The sequence below is a fragment of the Flavobacterium sp. N1994 genome, from assembly GCF_025947145.1.
Lineage (GTDB): Bacteria > Bacteroidota > Bacteroidia > Flavobacteriales > Flavobacteriaceae > Flavobacterium.
The window spans coordinates 1,495,947-1,512,897 of sequence record NZ_CP109999.1; the positions used below are offsets into that span (position 1 = coordinate 1,495,947).

18 protein-coding genes are annotated in these 16,951 nt (G+C 33.2%); 9 read left to right on the forward strand and 9 right to left on the reverse strand.

Translation table 11 applies throughout. The features are described from left to right. Positions 1 to 63: 63 nt before the first annotated feature. Complete coding sequence (hisS, locus tag OLM53_RS06805) at positions 64 to 1,425, reverse strand: histidine--tRNA ligase (RefSeq protein ID WP_264522284.1); 1,362 nt, start codon at positions 1,423 to 1,425, stop codon at positions 64 to 66. Positions 1,426 to 1,543: 118 nt separating this feature from the next. Here hisS and OLM53_RS06810 point away from each other — a divergent pair, with 118 nt between their 5' ends. Then, entirely contained in the window at positions 1,544 to 2,788 is a 1,245-nt protein-coding gene (locus OLM53_RS06810) for an ABC transporter permease (protein ID WP_264522285.1), read from the forward strand. On the opposite strand, the gene prmC is transcribed toward OLM53_RS06810, so the two are convergent. Together prmC and OLM53_RS06820 are read right to left on the reverse strand one after the other, a co-directional pair. Beyond that, positions 2,789 to 3,643, reverse strand: a complete 855-nt coding sequence (gene prmC, locus OLM53_RS06815) for a peptide chain release factor N(5)-glutamine methyltransferase (protein WP_264522286.1) — start codon at positions 3,641 to 3,643, stop codon at positions 2,789 to 2,791. After that, complete coding sequence (locus OLM53_RS06820) at positions 3,644 to 4,129, reverse strand: GNAT family N-acetyltransferase (RefSeq protein WP_264522287.1); 486 nt, start codon at positions 4,127 to 4,129, stop codon at positions 3,644 to 3,646. 28 nt (positions 4,130 to 4,157) lie between these two features. On the opposite strand from OLM53_RS06820, the gene ribD reads away from it, so the two are divergent. The 3 genes from ribD to OLM53_RS06835 are packed head-to-tail and all read left to right on the forward strand — an operon-like array spanning position 4,158 to position 6,419. Next, positions 4,158 to 5,198, forward strand: a complete 1,041-nt coding sequence (ribD, locus tag OLM53_RS06825; RefSeq protein ID WP_264522429.1) for a bifunctional diaminohydroxyphosphoribosylaminopyrimidine deaminase/5-amino-6-(5-phosphoribosylamino)uracil reductase RibD — start codon at positions 4,158 to 4,160, stop codon at positions 5,196 to 5,198. Then, positions 5,191 to 5,799, forward strand: coding sequence for an HAD family hydrolase (locus tag OLM53_RS06830; protein ID WP_264522288.1), 609 nt, complete (start codon positions 5,191 to 5,193; stop codon positions 5,797 to 5,799). Before ribD ends, OLM53_RS06830 begins: the two co-directional genes overlap by 8 nt. A gap of 2 nt (positions 5,800 to 5,801) precedes the next feature. Continuing rightward, entirely contained in the window at positions 5,802 to 6,419 is a 618-nt protein-coding gene (locus OLM53_RS06835) for an IMPACT family protein (protein WP_264522289.1), read from the forward strand. On the opposite strand, the gene OLM53_RS06840 is transcribed toward OLM53_RS06835, so the two are convergent. Further along, a complete protein-coding gene (locus OLM53_RS06840; RefSeq protein WP_264522290.1) occupies positions 6,406 to 6,804 on the reverse strand; it encodes an acyl-CoA thioesterase in 399 nt (132 codons plus the stop codon). The genes OLM53_RS06835 and OLM53_RS06840 overlap by 14 nt on opposite strands. Positions 6,805 to 6,991: 187 nt before the next feature. Between OLM53_RS06840 and dnaA the strand changes: the two genes are divergently transcribed. Genes dnaA through OLM53_RS06855 form a run of 3 tightly spaced genes read left to right on the forward strand, consistent with a single transcriptional unit; the run spans position 6,992 to position 9,707 of the window. Continuing rightward, positions 6,992 to 8,419 carry a chromosomal replication initiator protein DnaA gene (dnaA, locus tag OLM53_RS06845; RefSeq protein ID WP_236460469.1) on the forward strand — a complete coding sequence of 476 codons (1,428 nt, stop codon included), beginning with the start codon at positions 6,992 to 6,994 and terminating at the stop codon, positions 8,417 to 8,419. A gap of 44 nt (positions 8,420 to 8,463) precedes the next feature. Next, positions 8,464 to 8,931: a low molecular weight protein-tyrosine-phosphatase gene (locus OLM53_RS06850; protein WP_264522291.1), complete on the forward strand. Its 468-nt coding sequence runs from the start codon at positions 8,464 to 8,466 to the stop codon at positions 8,929 to 8,931. Positions 8,932 to 8,984: 53 nt separating this feature from the next. After that, on the forward strand, positions 8,985 to 9,707 hold the full coding sequence (locus OLM53_RS06855; protein ID WP_264522292.1) for an SAM-dependent methyltransferase: 723 nt from the start codon (positions 8,985 to 8,987) through the stop codon (positions 9,705 to 9,707). Here the strand turns inward: OLM53_RS06855 and OLM53_RS06860 are convergent, their stop codons facing one another. From OLM53_RS06860 to dapF, 5 genes are all read right to left on the reverse strand, one after another. Further along, the gene (locus OLM53_RS06860; RefSeq protein ID WP_264522293.1) at positions 9,708 to 10,343 is read right to left on the reverse strand and encodes a peptidoglycan-binding protein LysM; all 636 of its coding nucleotides are present in this window, start codon (positions 10,341 to 10,343) and stop codon (positions 9,708 to 9,710) included. 87 nt (positions 10,344 to 10,430) lie between these two features. Continuing rightward, positions 10,431 to 11,348 carry a YfiM family protein gene (locus OLM53_RS06865; protein ID WP_264522294.1) on the reverse strand — a complete coding sequence of 306 codons (918 nt, stop codon included), beginning with the start codon at positions 11,346 to 11,348 and terminating at the stop codon, positions 10,431 to 10,433. Positions 11,349 to 11,350: 2 nt separating this feature from the next. After that, positions 11,351 to 12,379, reverse strand: a complete 1,029-nt coding sequence (gene mltG / locus OLM53_RS06870) for an endolytic transglycosylase MltG (RefSeq protein WP_264522295.1) — start codon at positions 12,377 to 12,379, stop codon at positions 11,351 to 11,353. A 17-nt stretch (positions 12,380 to 12,396) separates the two neighbouring features. Further along, a complete protein-coding gene (locus tag OLM53_RS06875; protein ID WP_264522296.1) occupies positions 12,397 to 12,924 on the reverse strand; it encodes a GNAT family N-acetyltransferase in 528 nt (175 codons plus the stop codon). Further along, a complete protein-coding gene (gene dapF, locus OLM53_RS06880) occupies positions 12,918 to 13,700 on the reverse strand; it encodes a diaminopimelate epimerase (RefSeq protein ID WP_264522297.1) in 783 nt (260 codons plus the stop codon). The genes OLM53_RS06875 and dapF overlap by 7 nt, the downstream gene beginning before the upstream one ends. Before the next feature lie 132 nt (positions 13,701 to 13,832). Here dapF and OLM53_RS06885 point away from each other — a divergent pair, with 132 nt between their 5' ends. After that, entirely contained in the window at positions 13,833 to 15,221 is a 1,389-nt protein-coding gene (locus OLM53_RS06885) for a trypsin-like peptidase domain-containing protein (RefSeq protein ID WP_264522298.1), read from the forward strand. 186 nt (positions 15,222 to 15,407) lie between these two features. Further along, a complete protein-coding gene (locus OLM53_RS06890; protein ID WP_264522299.1) occupies positions 15,408 to 16,856 on the forward strand; it encodes a glyceraldehyde-3-phosphate dehydrogenase in 1,449 nt (482 codons plus the stop codon). Positions 16,857 to 16,951: the final 95 nt, after the last annotated feature.

Genomic DNA, 16,951 nt, shown 5'->3' on the forward strand with positions numbered 1-16,951 from the left:
AATTGCACTATAAAAAATCCCCAACTTCGGGGATTTTTTATTTATGATAAGTAAGTAATAAAATTATTTAGAAATTTTCGCAATTAGTTCTTCAAAACTTACTTTGACTTGTTCTCCTGTTTGAGTGTCTTTCAAAGTAAACTTAGAACCCTCAATTTCTTTGACTACAAAACGAATATTTCTTCTTTCAGCATACTTAAACTGTTTGTCAATTTTAGCAGCATCAGGATACATTTCGGTTTTAATATTTTGATTTCGAAGCGCTGTAATAGACTTAACGGCTTCAAAACATTGGTTTTCACCAAAATTCAAAAACAAAACTTGCGTTGATGTGGTAACGGCTTCTGGAAATAAATTCAATTCTTCTAGTACCAAATAAATTCTGTCCAAACCAAACGATATACCAACACCGCTCATATCTTTCAATCCAAAAATACCTGTTAAATCATCATATCGTCCGCCTCCACCTATAGAGCCCATAGCAATTCCAGCTGGAGGAGCCACTTCAAAAATAGCGCCAGTGTAATAATTCAGCCCACGAGCCAAAGTCACATCTAAATCTAAAATCGATTGTTGCAATCCTAGTTTGGTAACGTTGTCACAAATGAAACGCAGCTCTTCAATTCCTTTCTTCCCTTCTTCTGAAGTACTTAGCAATCCAGAAAGTTTTTCTAATTTTTCTTGAATAGTTCCACTGAAACTGAATAACGGTTGTACTTTTTCTAAAGCAATTTCAGAGATGCCTTTTTCAATCATCTCCTTTTTAACGCCGTCCTCTCCTATCTTGTCCAACTTGTCTAAAGCCACCGTAAAATCAATAAGTTTATCCGAAGCACCAATGACCTCAGCAATTCCAGATAATATTTTTCGGTTATTGATTTTGATAGTAACTCCGTTCAAACCAAGAGAGGTAAATACAGAGTCATACAATTGCACCAACTCGACTTCCTGCCATAAAGAAGTAGAACCTACCACATCAGCATCACATTGATAAAACTCTCTAAACCTTCCTTTTTGTGGTCGGTCAGCGCGCCAAACAGGTTGTATTTGATAGCGTTTAAACGGAAACACAATATCATTTTGGTTCTGTACGACATAACGTGCGAAAGGAACGGTTAAGTCGTAGCGAAGTGCTTTTTCGGAAATCTTACTAGTAAGTTTTTTGTAATTGATAGTCTGTAATTCTTCTGAAGTTACTTTATCCAAATAATCTCCCGAATTCAATATCTTAAAAATCAAACGATCTCCTTCTTCCCCATATTTTCCCATCAAGGTTTCAGAGTTTTCAAACGACGGAGTTTCTATCGGTTGGTAACCAAATTTCTCAAAATGACTTCGCATAACCGAAATAATATAATTACGCTTAGCCACTTCTGCTGGTGAAAAATCTCTTGTCCCTTTAGGAATACTTGGTTTTGATGCCATTTTATTTAATTGTGAATTACGAATAGACTTTGCAAATATCTTATTTTTTAAAACTAATTTCTATACCCAAGAGCATATTCTTGTAACAAAAACTGTAATTTCGTGTCAAATTACCACCATGATTGGATTATTCAAAGAAAATATTAAAATCGCCACTAGTTCTATCCGAACTCAATTGTTGCGTACCATTCTTACTGTGTTAATTATAGCTTTAGGAATTTGGGCTTTGGTTGGCATTCTTACTGTAGTTTCGGCATTGCAAAATACGCTTTCCACTAATTTTGCTTCAATGGGTTCCAATACTTTTAACATCAATCAATACGAAAACACCAACCGACGTAATGGAGGTAACGAAGTAGAGAAAATAAATCCTATTATTTCGTATCCTGAAGCCAAAGCATTCAAAGAAATCTATGATTATCCTTTAACACATACTTCTTTATCATTTACTGCAACTTCCACAGCTGAAGTAAAATTTGAAAATAAAAAAACAGATCCTGAAATTTCAGTTATGGGAGTTGATGATTATTTCCTAATCAATTCTGGTCTAGAGGTAACACAAGGCCGTAGTTTTAATAGTTTTGATATTCAAAATAATGTCCATTCTTGTATTGTAGGTTCTGATTTTGCTACAAAAGGATTACTGAAAGATGTTAATCCAATTGGCAAAACCTTATCCGTTCGCGGTGCTAAATTCAAAGTTATTGGCGTTTTGAAAGAGAAAGGTTCTTCGTTTGGTAACCGTCAGGATTTAAGAATGTTGATTCCAATTCAATTAGCGCGCTCCATGTTTTCTATGCCCAATATCAATTATACTATCAGCACTATGATTGACAAAAATGAATTGCTAGATGAAGCGGTAGACCATGCACTTATCACAATGCGAAAAGTAAGAAAACTGAATCCTGTGGAAGAAAACAACTTTGCTGTATCTAGAAGTGATGATTTGATTAATAAAATTGCTGAAATAACAGGGGTTTTAAACTGGTCTGCTTGGATTATAGGTATCATCACTATTTTTGGTTCTTCCATTGCACTAATGAATATTATGTTGGTTTCGGTAACCGAAAGAACTCGTGAAATTGGGGTCAGAAAAGCACTTGGCGCCAAAAAAAGTACTATTGCCTTTCAGTTTTTTGTAGAGACTTTAATTATTGGACAGCTTGGTGGTTTGGTTGGAATTATTCTTGGTATTATTACAGGTTATCTTATCGCAGTCGCTATTGATTTTAGTTTTGTAATTCCCTGGTTAGCTATTATGGCTGCTGTGATTACGACTTTTTTGGTGGCGGTAGTTTCTGGTTCTTATCCAGCTATAAAAGCCTCTAGACTTGACCCTATTGAGGCGTTGCGTTATGAATAATTATAACGAACAACTTATCATTCTGTTGTTTCCATAAATATCTTTCTTCAATTCAATATGCTTGAAATGTAAATCTTCAAGCAGCTGAACCGTTTCTTTTCCGAGATATTGATTGATTTCGAAGTACAACTTACCATCAGGCATTAGATTTTTCTTGGCCAATTGTGCAATCTTTCTATAGAAAATCAAAGCATCATCATCTTCTACAAACAAAGCCAAATGCGGCTCATATTCTAAAACATTAGGATTAATTTCAGCTTTTTCCAGATTACGAACATAAGGCGGATTGGAAACTATAATATCAAATTGTTGCTCTAAATCATTGGTTTGCAAAATATCTTTCAAAATAAAACGAACGCGTACCTCATTAAGCGCTGCGTTTTGTTGGGCTGTAGCCAAAGCTTTCTCGGAAACATCAATAGCAAAGACTTCAGCATTAGGGAGATTCTTTTTCAAAGTAATGGGAATACAACCACTACCCGTTCCAATATCAAGGATTTTTAGATGGTTAGATTGTTGAGCTATTAGATTATTAGCAATAATTAAATCGACTAATTCTTCTGTTTCTGGCCTTGGAATTAAAACATTTTCATTAACCAAAAAGCGCAAACCATAAAACTCCGTTTCCCCTAAAATATATTGAATAGGTTTTTGTTTCTTTAATCCTTGCTCAACGCTTTCCCAACGAAGTAATTGTTTCGCATCCATAGTTAACTCAGGATTCAAAGCTAAATCAATTCTTTTTATTTGATGAAAATTTTCCAAAACAAGATAAAAGAAGCTCTCTATTTCCTTTTCATCATATAAGGAAGATAGCTCCTGAAGAAATATAGTTTTATAGTTTTTGAGTAGCATTTATAGTTCTTTTATCATCCATATTGGACAAGTGCTGTGACCCGTATTCCCCAATGGAGCACAAAGGTATTCAAAACCTGCTTTTTTATAGAGGTTTTGGGCCACTAGCATTTCAGGTAAGGTTTCTAGATAACACTTTTCATAACCAAATTCAGAAGCTTTTTCTAAACATTTCTTTATCATTTGATAACCAAGTCCTTTCCCTCTAGCCTCTTGTAGAAAATACATTTTTTGTAATTCACAAATGTTTTCAGAAGTGTTATCCAATTGAGAAACTCCACCTCCGCCTATGATTTTGCCATTATCTTCTACAACAAAATAAGTAGCTCTTGGCTTATCATAAGTTTCAAACATAAAATCCAATTGAGCATCGGCAAACGCAGTACCCGTTTTTGGATAATCATCAGAAATAAAAACTTCTCTAATAACTGAAGCTATTTGGGCACTGTCTTCCTTTTGAATTTCTCTAATTACTATACCTTTCATTCTAAAAGTAATGTCTTATTTTTGTGCCGTGAAGATACATGAAATTTACATAAAACGCTGTATTCAATTGGCCAAAAATGGTCTCGGAACGACCTATCCCAACCCGATGGTAGGCAGTGTAATCGTCTATGACAATAAAATTATTGGTGAAGGCTGGCATAAAAAATCAGGAGAGCCTCATGCTGAAGTAAATGCAATCAATTCAGTAAAAGACAAATCACTATTGGCAAAAGCTACCATCTATGTTTCCTTGGAACCTTGTAGCCATTTTGGAAAAACACCTCCTTGTTGCGATTTGATTATCAAGCATAAAATTCCTAATGTAGTGGTTGGAACTATTGACCCTAATAGTAAAGTAGGAGGAAATGGCATTAAAAGATTAGTAGAAAATGGAGCTGATGTTATAGTTGGAATTCTAGAAAAAGAATGTGCTGAATTAAACAAACGCTTTTTTACGTTTCACAACAAAAACCGTCCTTATATCATATTAAAATGGGCCGAAAGTCTGGATGGATTTATAGCTCCTTTAACTAAAGAAAAAAGAGAACCCGTTTGGATTTCTAATGAATTTTCTAGACAATTAGTCCACAAATGGCGTAGTGAAGAACAAGCTATCTTAGTAGGAACCAATACCGTTTTAGACGACAATCCAAAATTAGACGTACGAGATTGGTTAGGAGAAAACCCAGTAAGGATTGTTTTAGATAGAACCGGAAAAATTCCAAGCAACTCTTTTATAAAAGATAAAAATACAAAAACCATTATCATTACAGAGCAAGAAAATTTAACAGATAGTGAACATCTTATATACGAAAATGCTATCTTTGATATCCAGCTGACCAAAACCATTGCCCATATTTCTTATAAATATGGTATCCAATCTATACTAATTGAAGGCGGAAAACAAACCCTTCAAAGTTTTATAGATGACAATCTTTGGGATGAAGCTAGAGTTTTTATTGGTAAGATTTATTTAAAAAGCGGTATCATGTCACCTCATTTAAATGGAGAATTTCAAACAAAAAACATAAAGGACGACAAACTAAAACTTTATTTCAACCATGATTAACACTATTATTTTCGATTTTGGAGATGTTTTTATCAATCTAAGGAAAGAAGCGTCTGTTGAAGAATTTAAAAAATTAGGATTGGATGGTCCAAATGAAGATTTATTAATCCAAAATGATTTGTTTGAAAAAGGACAGATTACTGAATTACAATTTATCAATTCCTTTTTAAAATATATTCCAAATGCAAGTATTGAAGAAATAGTAAAAGCATGGAATTCAGTAATAGGTGAATTCCCTTTACATCGATTAGAATTTCTACAAATGCTTTCAAGTAAGTATCGTTTGTTTTTATTGACGAATACTGACTCAATCCACATCAGTCGTTTTGAGCATAAAGTAGGCATGTCCTTTTATTCTGATTTTTATCGATGTTTTGAAAAAGTGTATTATTCCTATGAAATGGGAATGCGCAAACCCGATGCTGAAATTTTCAATACTTTGATACGAAAACATGACTTATCCCCAAGAAGAACTTTATTCGTTGATGACAAAAAAATCAATACTGATACTGCAGAATCTCTTGGCTTACACGTTTGGAATTTGCAAGTAGGCAAAGAAGATGTTGTTGATTTATTCGAGCAAAAACACCTGCCTTTATAGCTTTGGAAATAAAAGACACTTATAAAACACTTGCTTGCCCATCAAACGAAATTCTCTTTAAAGAAAAAAACAGCAAGTTCTTTGGTTATGCTTTTCCAATAACTACAGAAGAGGAAATCAAATCTCATATAGAAAAATTACGCAAACAACATTTTGGAGCTGGTCATTTTTGCTATGCCTTTCAAATTGGAACAGATACTATTTATTTTCGGGTTAACGATGATGGTGAGCCTAGTAATTCAGCAGGAATGCCAATTTATGGACAAATCCAATCCTTTGGATTAACCAATGTTTTAGTTGTAGTTGTTCGATTTTTTGGCGGTGTGAAATTGGGAGTTGGTGGTTTAATTTCAGCATACCGAACAGCCGCACAAATGGCATTAGAAGAAGCTGAAATAATCGAAAAAACCATAAATTTACATTTTCAGATTTCCTTTGATTATAAAAACATGAATAAGGTCATGCGGGTTATTAAAGAGAAAAATCTCTCTATTGTTTCTCAAAAAATGGAGGAAAATTGCCAAATAGAAATTAGTACCCGAAAAAAAAATGCCGAACTTATATTCGACATTTTTACTACTTTATTTGAAATTGACATAAAAAAAATCAATCATTCATAATATCCAAAAGGTATTGTGGTGGGTGAATGGCTTTTCCTAAATTTATGTCCACAAAAACCAATAAAAAATGTGCAGTTGTTAACAACTCATCCTTTTCATTACGAATTTCACAATCAAATTCTATCTTTACTGAAGATTGCCCTTTGAACTTGGTTATAACTGTAAGTAGGTCGTCATAACGTGCTGGTTTTTTGTAATTTATAGTCATAGATACAATTGGCAATGCAATTCCGTTTTCTTCTAGTGTTTTATACGAAATCCCTTTGTTTCTAAGCCATTCCACGCGGCCCATCTCAAAATATGGGACATAATTTCCGTGATAAACCACACTCATTTGATCGGTTTCAGAGTAACGTACTCTAACTTGAATTTGATGTTCTTTCATCTGATTTTTTTGCTTTTAATCTAAAATTAAATTTATCTCTACAACAATATTTTTAAAAAATCAATACTATTTTAATTTTTTTTAACGAATTTTATTCACATATTTGTTACCCCGAAAAACATGAAAACACTCGTTGTTTTTTTTGAGTCAAAACCTAATAAGTAAATACTATAATTTTAAACAAAATATGAGCAAAACTGCGCAATCGGTGTGGGAAAACTGTCTACTATTTATAAAAGACAATATTCAAGAACAAGCTTTCAAAACTTGGTTTGAACCGATTAAGTCAGTTGAACTAACTGATAATGCTCTTTACATTCAAGTTCCTAGCAAATTTTTTTACGAATGGCTTGAAGAACATTATGTGAAATTACTTAAAGTTGCGTTAACTAAAGAACTTGGTAAAAACGCAAAGTTACTCTATAAAATTAAAATGGAGAACACTTATGGCAATAAACAACCGTTTACTGAACAATTGCCAAGTGCTCATAGAAGTCCGATAAAATCTCAAGACGTTGATGCTCCTTTTAAAAATCTTAATCCAGAACTCAAAAATCCTTTTGTAATACCAGGAATAAGAAATTTAAAAATCGAATCACAACTTAATCCAAATTATAGCTTTGACAATTTCCTTGAAGGAGATTCTAATAGATTAGCCCGTTCTGCAGGAATGGCTGTTGCCAATAAACCTGGTGGAACGTCATTTAATCCGCTGTTAATTTTTGGTGGTGTTGGATTAGGTAAAACACACTTAGCTCATGCTATCGGTGTTGAGATAAAAGATAAATATCCAGAAAAAACAGTTTTATATATTTCTGCCGAAGTATTCACGCAACAATATATAGACTCTGTTAAAAAGAATAATAGAAACGATTTTATTCATTTCTACCAATTAATTGATGTGTTGATAATTGACGATGTCCAATTCCTTTCTGGAAAAACAGGAACTCAGGATGTTTTCTTCCATATCTTTAATTACTTACACCAAAATGGCAAGCAAGTAATTTTAACTTCTGATAAAGCACCTGTTGACATGCAAGACATTGAGCAACGTTTGTTGTCTCGTTTCAAATGGGGATTATCTGCAGAATTACACCAGCCAGATTATGAAACCAGAATTTCTATCTTAAAAAATATTTTATATCGTGATGGTGTTGAAATGCCTGATGAGATTATAGAATATGTAGCGCGAAATATCAAATCAAATGTTCGTGAGCTTGAAGGTGCTATTATTTCTCTTATCGCTCAGTCTTCTTTCAACAAAAAAGAAGTGACATTAGATTTGGCAAAAAGTGTAGTTGAGAAATTTGTCAAAAATGTAAAAAGAGAAATTTCTATTGACTACATTCAAAAAGTAGTTTCTGATTATTTCCAATTAGACATAGACACTTTACAATCAAAAACCAGAAAACGTCACGTAGTTCAAGCTAGACAATTAGCTATGTTTTTTGCTAAGAAATTTACAAAATCATCTTTAGCTAATATAGGTTCTCAAATAGGCGACAGAGATCACGCAACAGTTCTTCATGCTTGTAAAACGGTTGACAACTTAGTTTCTACTGACAAACAGTTCAAAAAATTTGTTGAAGATATTCACAAAAAATTATCGCTATAATTCTGTTTTTGTCTAAGTTTGTCCTTTAGAGAAACACTACTACTATGCCCGTTAAAATTTTAATGGTTTGCCTTGGAAATATTTGCCGATCACCATTGGCAGAAGGACTTTTAGCTGCAAAACTTCCAAAAGATAAATTCTTAGTTGATTCAGCCGGAACTGGCGCTTATCATATTGGTAAGCAACCTGATCAACGTTCAGTGCTTACTGCACAAAAAAACGGACTTGATATTTCAAATCAAAAAGCTAGACAATTCACCTCAAGAGATTTTGATGATTATGATTATATCTATGTGATGGACAACTCCAATTATGATGATGTAATTGAATTAGCCAAAAACGAAAATCATAAAAACAAAGTGCAACTCATTTTAAATGAATTATTTCCAGACGACAACGTAGATGTTCCAGATCCTTATTATGGACTTCAAAATGGGTTTGATATGGTTTATGAAATGCTTGACGAAACTTGCACTATTTTAGCTCAAAAATTAATTGAAAAACATTCATGAAATGCTTTATAGCATTACATCTGACCCCTAAAAAACAATAAAAAAAAGAGCAGATGAAACCAGTAGATCTGAAAGGAAAATTATATTTAATCCCAACTACATTGGGAGAAATGAATCCTCATGATGTTTTACCACAAACCGTAAAAAGAGCCATCGACTTTATTGACGACTATATTGTTGAGAATGAAAAAACGGCTCGAAAATTTATTAAATCTATTCAACCAGAAAAAGTTCAGTCAAGTTTAAGAATTGCAACACTCAATAAACACACAGAAGTTAGCGAATACAACACCATGATTGCTCCTTGCCTTAATGGATTAAACATTGGATTAATGAGCGAGGCAGGATGTCCAGGTGTTGCAGACCCAGGTGCTGTAATTGTAAAAATGGCACACGAAAAAGGGATTCAAGTTATACCATTGGTAGGTCCTTCTTCTATCCTATTAGCCATGATGGGTTCGGGTATGAATGGTCAAAGTTTTGCTTTCAATGGGTATCTTCCTATAGATAAAGGCGAAAAAAAATCAGCTCTAAAAAACTTTGAAAATCTATCAAACTCTAAAAATCAGTCTCAAATATTCATTGAAACTCCATATAGGAACAATAAGCTTTTAGAAGATTTATTACAATCGTTACAACCCAATACTCATCTTTGCATTGCAACAGATATCACTTTGCCAACAGAGTATATCAAAACACACAGAGTGGCTGATTGGAAAAAAATAAAGGTCGATTTACATAACCGACCTACTATTTTTATTATTCATAAAATGTAATTATTTTATTTTTGCGTTTTTGATTGCTTGAATGCCATCCGTTTCAAATCCACCAAAATCTTTCAAATAAGTTCGGACTGAAGTACCATAATCGTCTTTACATTTTTTCTCACCGTTTGAATTCAGAAAACGTTTTACCGAACCTGAACCTCCTAAATGAGCAGCTGCTAAAATACCAGATTCGGTGATTTTAACACCATCAATCACTTTTCCTTCAAAATAATTGATGTAGTCCTGTAATTCATATTTATTTTTAGAAAGCAAAACGACAAAGGCTTTTTCTTGTAGCTTTGGATTATTCATAAAACCAACGCTATCATTGATTCCAATAGATTTCAATGTTTCCATTCCGAACTGATATTTACCTAGATAACCTAGGGTATTAATCTTTCCGTATTTACCTTGAGATTCTTTGTGAGCAATAGCTTCTTTAAATCCAATAAAATATCTTCCAGTAAATGGAATTCTAAGATTAGCGTAATCGATGGAATTTTGAGAAGGAAAAACATAGGATAGTTCTTCGTTTTCATCAACACGAAATCCGTTGTTGATTTGGGAGTCATAAGGTTTAAAACCTGTGCTTATAAAAGCAACAGTTAGTAGGATTGAAACGTAAAATATACTTTTCTTTATCATTTAAGGTTATTTCCAAGCGCTGTCACCATCTTGATATTTCCGAGCGCAAATATACAACTAAAAATTATAAATTTGACTATCAAGCAGTTAAAAATAAAGAATGTGAAATTGAGTTCCTCCTGAGCCCTTGATTTCAAACGTTGGAGCAGGAATTTTGATGGAATTAAAAACTGTTAAAATTGTCTTAACTAAATGTGATTTGGTTTTTATTTTTGTCAAATCAACGTCTAAACTGAGATAAAATTGGCGGAATCTTTTACTTTCTGGCAAGAAAATAGAATTGGTAAACCCTTCATCCCCCGTAATCATACCTTCTGCTCCATAACCAATAGCGATATTTAACCATTTTGGAAAAGAACTTGATTTAGCAAAGGAATAAATATTAGCAGATAACCAATAGGTTTGTCCGTTATAATCTTTAAGAATTTGCTCTTGAACAGAACTTCCCAAAACATTAGGTCTTGCAGAAGCATAGGGAGTGGTATGAAATGAAAACTTAGGAACAATTCGTTGCTCTTTCCATAATAGTTCTTGAGAAACATATAAAGCAGTTCCAGCAACATTCGCAGCAACATCTCCTAAAGAAGCTCCCCAATTGGCGGAATAGCCGTCAAAAACCTCAACAGTGGTCATAAATGCCAAACCTAGAGTTGACCCATAAATTAATTGGCTTTTTCTACTTGCTCCTGTCCATTTTAAGGTATTAGCGCCAAAACTTCCTAAATGATAAGATGAAAAAACATGACCCACTTTATCCATTTGAAGCCATTCTGCATTATCATTTATAAAATGAAAATTGGAACGAGGATAATCGGCATACCAAAGTTGATTTAAACCAACCAAAGTTGCTGTTCCAATGACAGATTCAGAAATAACCAGCGTTTTTAGTCGCTTTTTACTTAAAGTGTCAGAAGGTTTTAAAAAATTATCAATAGCACTTTGCCCGAAAGAAATTTGACAACACCACAACAGCAGTGTAAAAACTAAACTTTTGAATACTTTCAAAATTATCTGTTTGTTCCTTGTTCGTTCAACCAATCAGCATATTTTTTAGCATTTACTTGATGCTGCTCGTAAGTTGAAGCAAAAACATGATAGCCAAATTTTTCAACGCTGGCACAAAAATAAAGATAGTCGTGTTTTTCAGCATTCAAAACAGCATCAATGGCATCAACATCAGGCATAGCAATTGGTCCAGGAGGCAAACCAATATTTTTATAGGTATTGTATGGAGAATTTATAAATAAATCGTTGTATAAAACGCGTTTGATTACTTGGTTAAAATCGTTATCTCTTAGTTTCAAAGCATAAATTACTGTAGGATCTGCTTGCAAAGGCATTCCTTGATTCAATCGGTTAAGATAAACTCCTGCAATTATTGGACGCTCACTTTTCTTAACAGATTCTTTGTGCACTATAGATGCAACAGTAATTACTTGAACTGGAGTTAAATTTAAAGCGGTCGCCTTTGTAATTCTCTCTTTTGTCCAAAAGCGATTGTATTCATCGAGCATTTTATTTCTGAATTTTTCAGCCGTAATATTCCAATATACTTCATAGGTATTAGGCAAAAACATAGCAAAAACATTGTCTTTTGTAAAACCGTTTTTCTTCAAGAAAATGGTATCACGAAAAGTTGCCAAAAGTTTGGTAGTATCTGGTTCAATTTGAGAGCTCAAGCGTTCGCATAGATTTTCCAATCGTTCCTGATTATTAAAAGCCAATTTTACTGGAACATTTCTCCTCATTGCTGAGACCAATTGAAAAGCACTCATTCCTTTTTTTAACAAAAAACGTCCAGCTTTCACATTTTCAGGATAGGAACGACGATTAGCAATGAACTCAAAATCGCTCATGTTTTTGACAAAGGGCGAAATTATTTTCTGAACATCTTCATATTTTGAACCGGTTGGAATTTGAACATAAATTTCATCTTTTTCGAAATTGGTATCCGAAGTGAAAAATTTGATATAAATAATCGCTACAAAAACGATAAAAACGACACCTAAAATCTTTATAATTTTACTCTTGTTCAAAACTAAAAGGTTTAAATTTATTTATTAATTAATTGAAAAATAGCTTCGTCTTGGAAAATAGCATTGTTGAAATTCCAATCTTTTTTTATACCTATTCTTTCAAATCCAAATGTAGTAAAAAGCATTAAACTCGCTTTATTTTCTGTTCCAATATTTGCATAAAGCTGATGTAACTGCAATTGCTTAAAAGCATAATCAATTACCAAACCTAGAGCCTCTTTACCAAAACCATTGTTTCTGTCATTTTCATTTTGGATGATGATTCCAACTCCAGCGCGTTTGTTTTTAACATCAAAATCAAATAAATCAATCAATCCAATAGCTTCAGAAGTATCTTTTTTACAAATGGCTAATCGGAGTTGCTTAGCTTCATAAATATCTTGATGTGCATTTTCGAGATATTGTCTAATGAGAAATTTGCTGTAAGGAGTTATAGTATTACTGACTTCCCAAATATTTTCATCGTTTTCTATGGCGTAGATAAACTCTAAATCTTCAGGTTCGAGTGCTCTGAGATAACTTATATTTCCCTGTAATGTTACCATTCTATTTCTCCTTCAAAAACAAAGGTAGCTGGACCTTTTAGAAATACATTAGTATATTCATTCCCATTTTTTTCAAAAAAGACTTCGAGCTTTCCTCCTTCAACATCTAAATAAATATGATTAGAATTTGTTCTTCCAAGCGCATTCATTGCTATGGCTGTTGCAGTTGCTCCTGTACCACAAGAAAAAGTTTCATCTTCTACTCCGCGTTCGTAAGTTCTTAAACGGAAATGATTTTCAGAAATTTGCTTTACAAAATTCACATTACTTCCTGCCTTTCCATACAAATCTGAATAGCGAATTTTAGCTCCATTGGTTTTAACATCATAATGATCTAAATCATCTACTAACATAACATGATGTGGTGAACCCGTATTTAAGAAAACAAAATCATTTTCTATTTTTACTTCATTCACATCTTTCATCCCTAAAGAAATAATATGGTTTTCAAAAATTGAAGCATGATGTAAACCATCTGTAGCAATAAAAGTAGTTTCATTTGAAATCAGATTCAAGCTTTTGGCGAAAGCTACTATACATCTTCCCCCGTTACCACACATAGAACTTTGGTTGCCGTCCGAATTGTAATAAACCATTCTAAAATCAGTTTCCAAATCATCCTCTAACAATATCAATCCGTCTGCACCAATTCCGAAACGGCGGTCACATAGTTTTTCTATGAGTTTAGTGTCTGTTTTTGGAAAATTATTTTGACGATTATCAATAAAGACAAAATCGTTACCAGTTCCTTCGTATTTGTAAAATGTGGTTTGCATAGCGTAGTTTACTCTCACAAAGATAGCAATTATTAAGATTAACTTAAAAATTGTTAAACGAGCGTTAAACTGATTTTTTGAAAAAGAGAAATTTATAATTTTACTTTCAAATAATTTAAAATGGTATTGATTATGAAACGTATATCAAGTTTATTTCTAATTTCTTTATTTAGTGGGGCAACCACACTTGGTGCTTATAAATTATTTATTGAAGGAAAAAGCAATCGTGATTCGATTGTCACTATGGCACCAAATAATTACACCAAAAATGTAGGATTATCGAGTGAAGCTATTGATTTTACTGCTGCTGCAGAAAACACAGTTCATACAGTAGTCCACGTTAAAAATGTTTCGATTAGAACCGTTTACGATCCAATGATGCAATGGTTTTATGGAAGTAGCGGCACTCAACAACAAGAACAAGTCGGAACAGGCTCAGGTGTCATCATTTCAGAAGATGGTTATATTGTAACTAATAATCACGTAGTAAAAAACGCTACTGATTTGGAAGTAACTTTAAACAACAATAAGTCATACAAAGCAAAACTTATTGGAACCGATTCAAAAATGGATATTGCTTTATTAAAAATCAATGCTGATGAAAAATTACCTTATTCTACTTTTGCTGATTCAGATCAAGTAAAAGTTGGGGAATGGGTCTTGGCTGTTGGAAATCCATATAACTTAACATCAACAGTTACGGCAGGAATTGTTTCGGCAAAAGCTAGAAATTTAGAAAACAACGGACTTCAATCTTTTATTCAAACTGATGCTGCTGTAAACCCAGGAAATTCTGGTGGCGCTTTGGTTAACACTCGTGGAGAATTAATCGGAATAAACACTATGATTTCATCCCCAACGGGAAGTTATGCCGGTTATTCTTTCGCTATTCCATCCAATATTACAAGAAAAATTATTGAAGACATAATGGAATTCGGGAATGTGCAACGTGGTATATTAGGTGTTGAAGGTGGAGAATTAAACAGTAAAGCTTCAAAAGAATTAGGCATTAATGATACTGAAGGTTTCTATATCAGCAAAGTGACTAAAAATTCAGGAGCAGAAAAAGCAGGTTTACAAAAGGGTGATATTATCAAAAAATTAGACAATCAAGAAATTAATACTTTCGCTGAGCTTTCAGGATACATAAGTACCAAAAGACCCAACGATAAAGTAAAAGTAACTTTCATTAGACATGGTGAAACGAAATCAGCTGCGGTAACCTTAATCAAGAATGATGTTTTTACTACGGACTTTAAAGGACTAGAATTAGAAAACATTGAGGCTACTGATAAGAAAAAATTCAAAATTGATTATGGTGTGAGGATTAAAGATATTAATAATGATAATCTTAAACCCTACTATGATCAACTAAAAGGAGGAATAATACTTTCTGTTGACAACGTAAAAGCTACTGATGTCGAAAGTATTTCTAGGTTTTTAAATAAAAAAGATGAAAACCAAAGCGTAAACATTCAGATGCTTAATAGGTTAGGACAAATAATTCAAGTCATTTTATAAAGGTTAAAGATTAATAATCATTAAAACCAGTTCGAAATTTGAACTGGTTTTTTTGTTTTGTAAAAAAGTTACGAAATCGTTTTCGTGAAAGACTTCTATTTTATATTTTTGCGCCACCCGAGGCTGACAAGCCGAATTGAACGGAGTTAAATTTAAATTTACACACAACTAAAACTTATCTTTTTTATGGACAGTAACAAATTTTACGAGAAGGAATTATCTTTTCAAGCAGACAGACGTAAAGCCGCTGTTGAATTAATCAAAATCATCAGCGATTTATGGTATGACAAATCTATCGAGTTAGTTCTTTTTAGAAATCAATTGATTGATAAAAATGTTAGTGATATTATCAATTTTCATGAATATGCAGGTGAGTTTGTTCAAAAACCAATCAACATTTTTGATTCTGTGGAGATTGCCCGTGCCATTGAAAATTTAGACTTACCACCTTCTAGAATTGATATTGGAAAATTGACTTACGAGTATCATCTTGAAGACAATAAATATCATGACAGTCGTGCTTTTGTTATTGACAAACTAAAAAATGCTAAAGATTTTCAAGATTTAAAACCAAAAGATGTAGTCTTATATGGTTTTGGTAGAATCGGTCGTTTGTTAGCTCGTGAGATGATGAGCAAAATGGGTAAAGGACAACAACTTCGTCTACGGGCCATTGTAACTAGAGATAGAAACGATGCTTCTTCATTAGAAAAAAGAGCATCCTTACTTCGTTATGATTCGGTTCATGGTGATTTTCAAGGCTCAGTTCAAGCCGATGCTGAAAATAATGCTTTAATAATAAACGGCACAACAGTTCATGTTATTACTGCTAATGGTCCAGAAGAAATTGATTATACTCCATTCGGGATTTCGGATGCTTTATTAATTGATAATACTGGAGCTTTTACAACAGAAGAACAATTGAAACGTCACCTTACTTCAAAAGGAGTTGACAAAGTATTATTGACTGCACCTGGAAAAGGAGTTCCAAATATTGTATATGGTGTGAATCACAACGACTATAATCCAGATAAAGTTGATATTTTTTCAGCGGCATCCTGTACAACAAATGCTATCACTCCTGTTCTGAAAGTAATAGAAGATACGCTAGGAGTTGTAAAAGGCCATATTGAAACGATTCATGCTTACACAAACGACCAAAACTTGGTTGACAACATGCACAAAAAATACCGTCGTGGTCGTGCAGCAGCATTGAATATGGTTATTACCGAAACAGGTGCCGGAACGGCAGTTGCCAAAGCATTACCAAGTTTAGCTGGTAAATTAACCTCTAATGCCATTAGAGTTCCTGTTCCTAATGGTTCTTTAGTCGTTATGAATTTGGAAGTTGGGAAACAAACTTCTTTCGAGGATGTAAATGCTATAATGAAAAAATATGCCCTTGAAGGCGAATTGGTGGAACAAATTAGATATTCATTAAATAACGAACTCGTTTCATCTGATATTGTTGGAACTGCTCAACCCTCAATTTATGACAGTAATGCAACCATTGTTTCAGGCGATGGAAAGAACATTGTATTATATGTATGGTATGATAACGAATACGGATATAGCCATCAAGTAATCCGTTTAGCAAAATATATAGCTAAAGTAAGACGTTATACTTATTACTAAGATTAGTATTTCAGTAGGGTAAAATCCGTTTAGTTTGTTTAGAGCTAAACGGATTTTTTGTAGTTATCAACATTTTTTTGTTGATAAACGTGTTT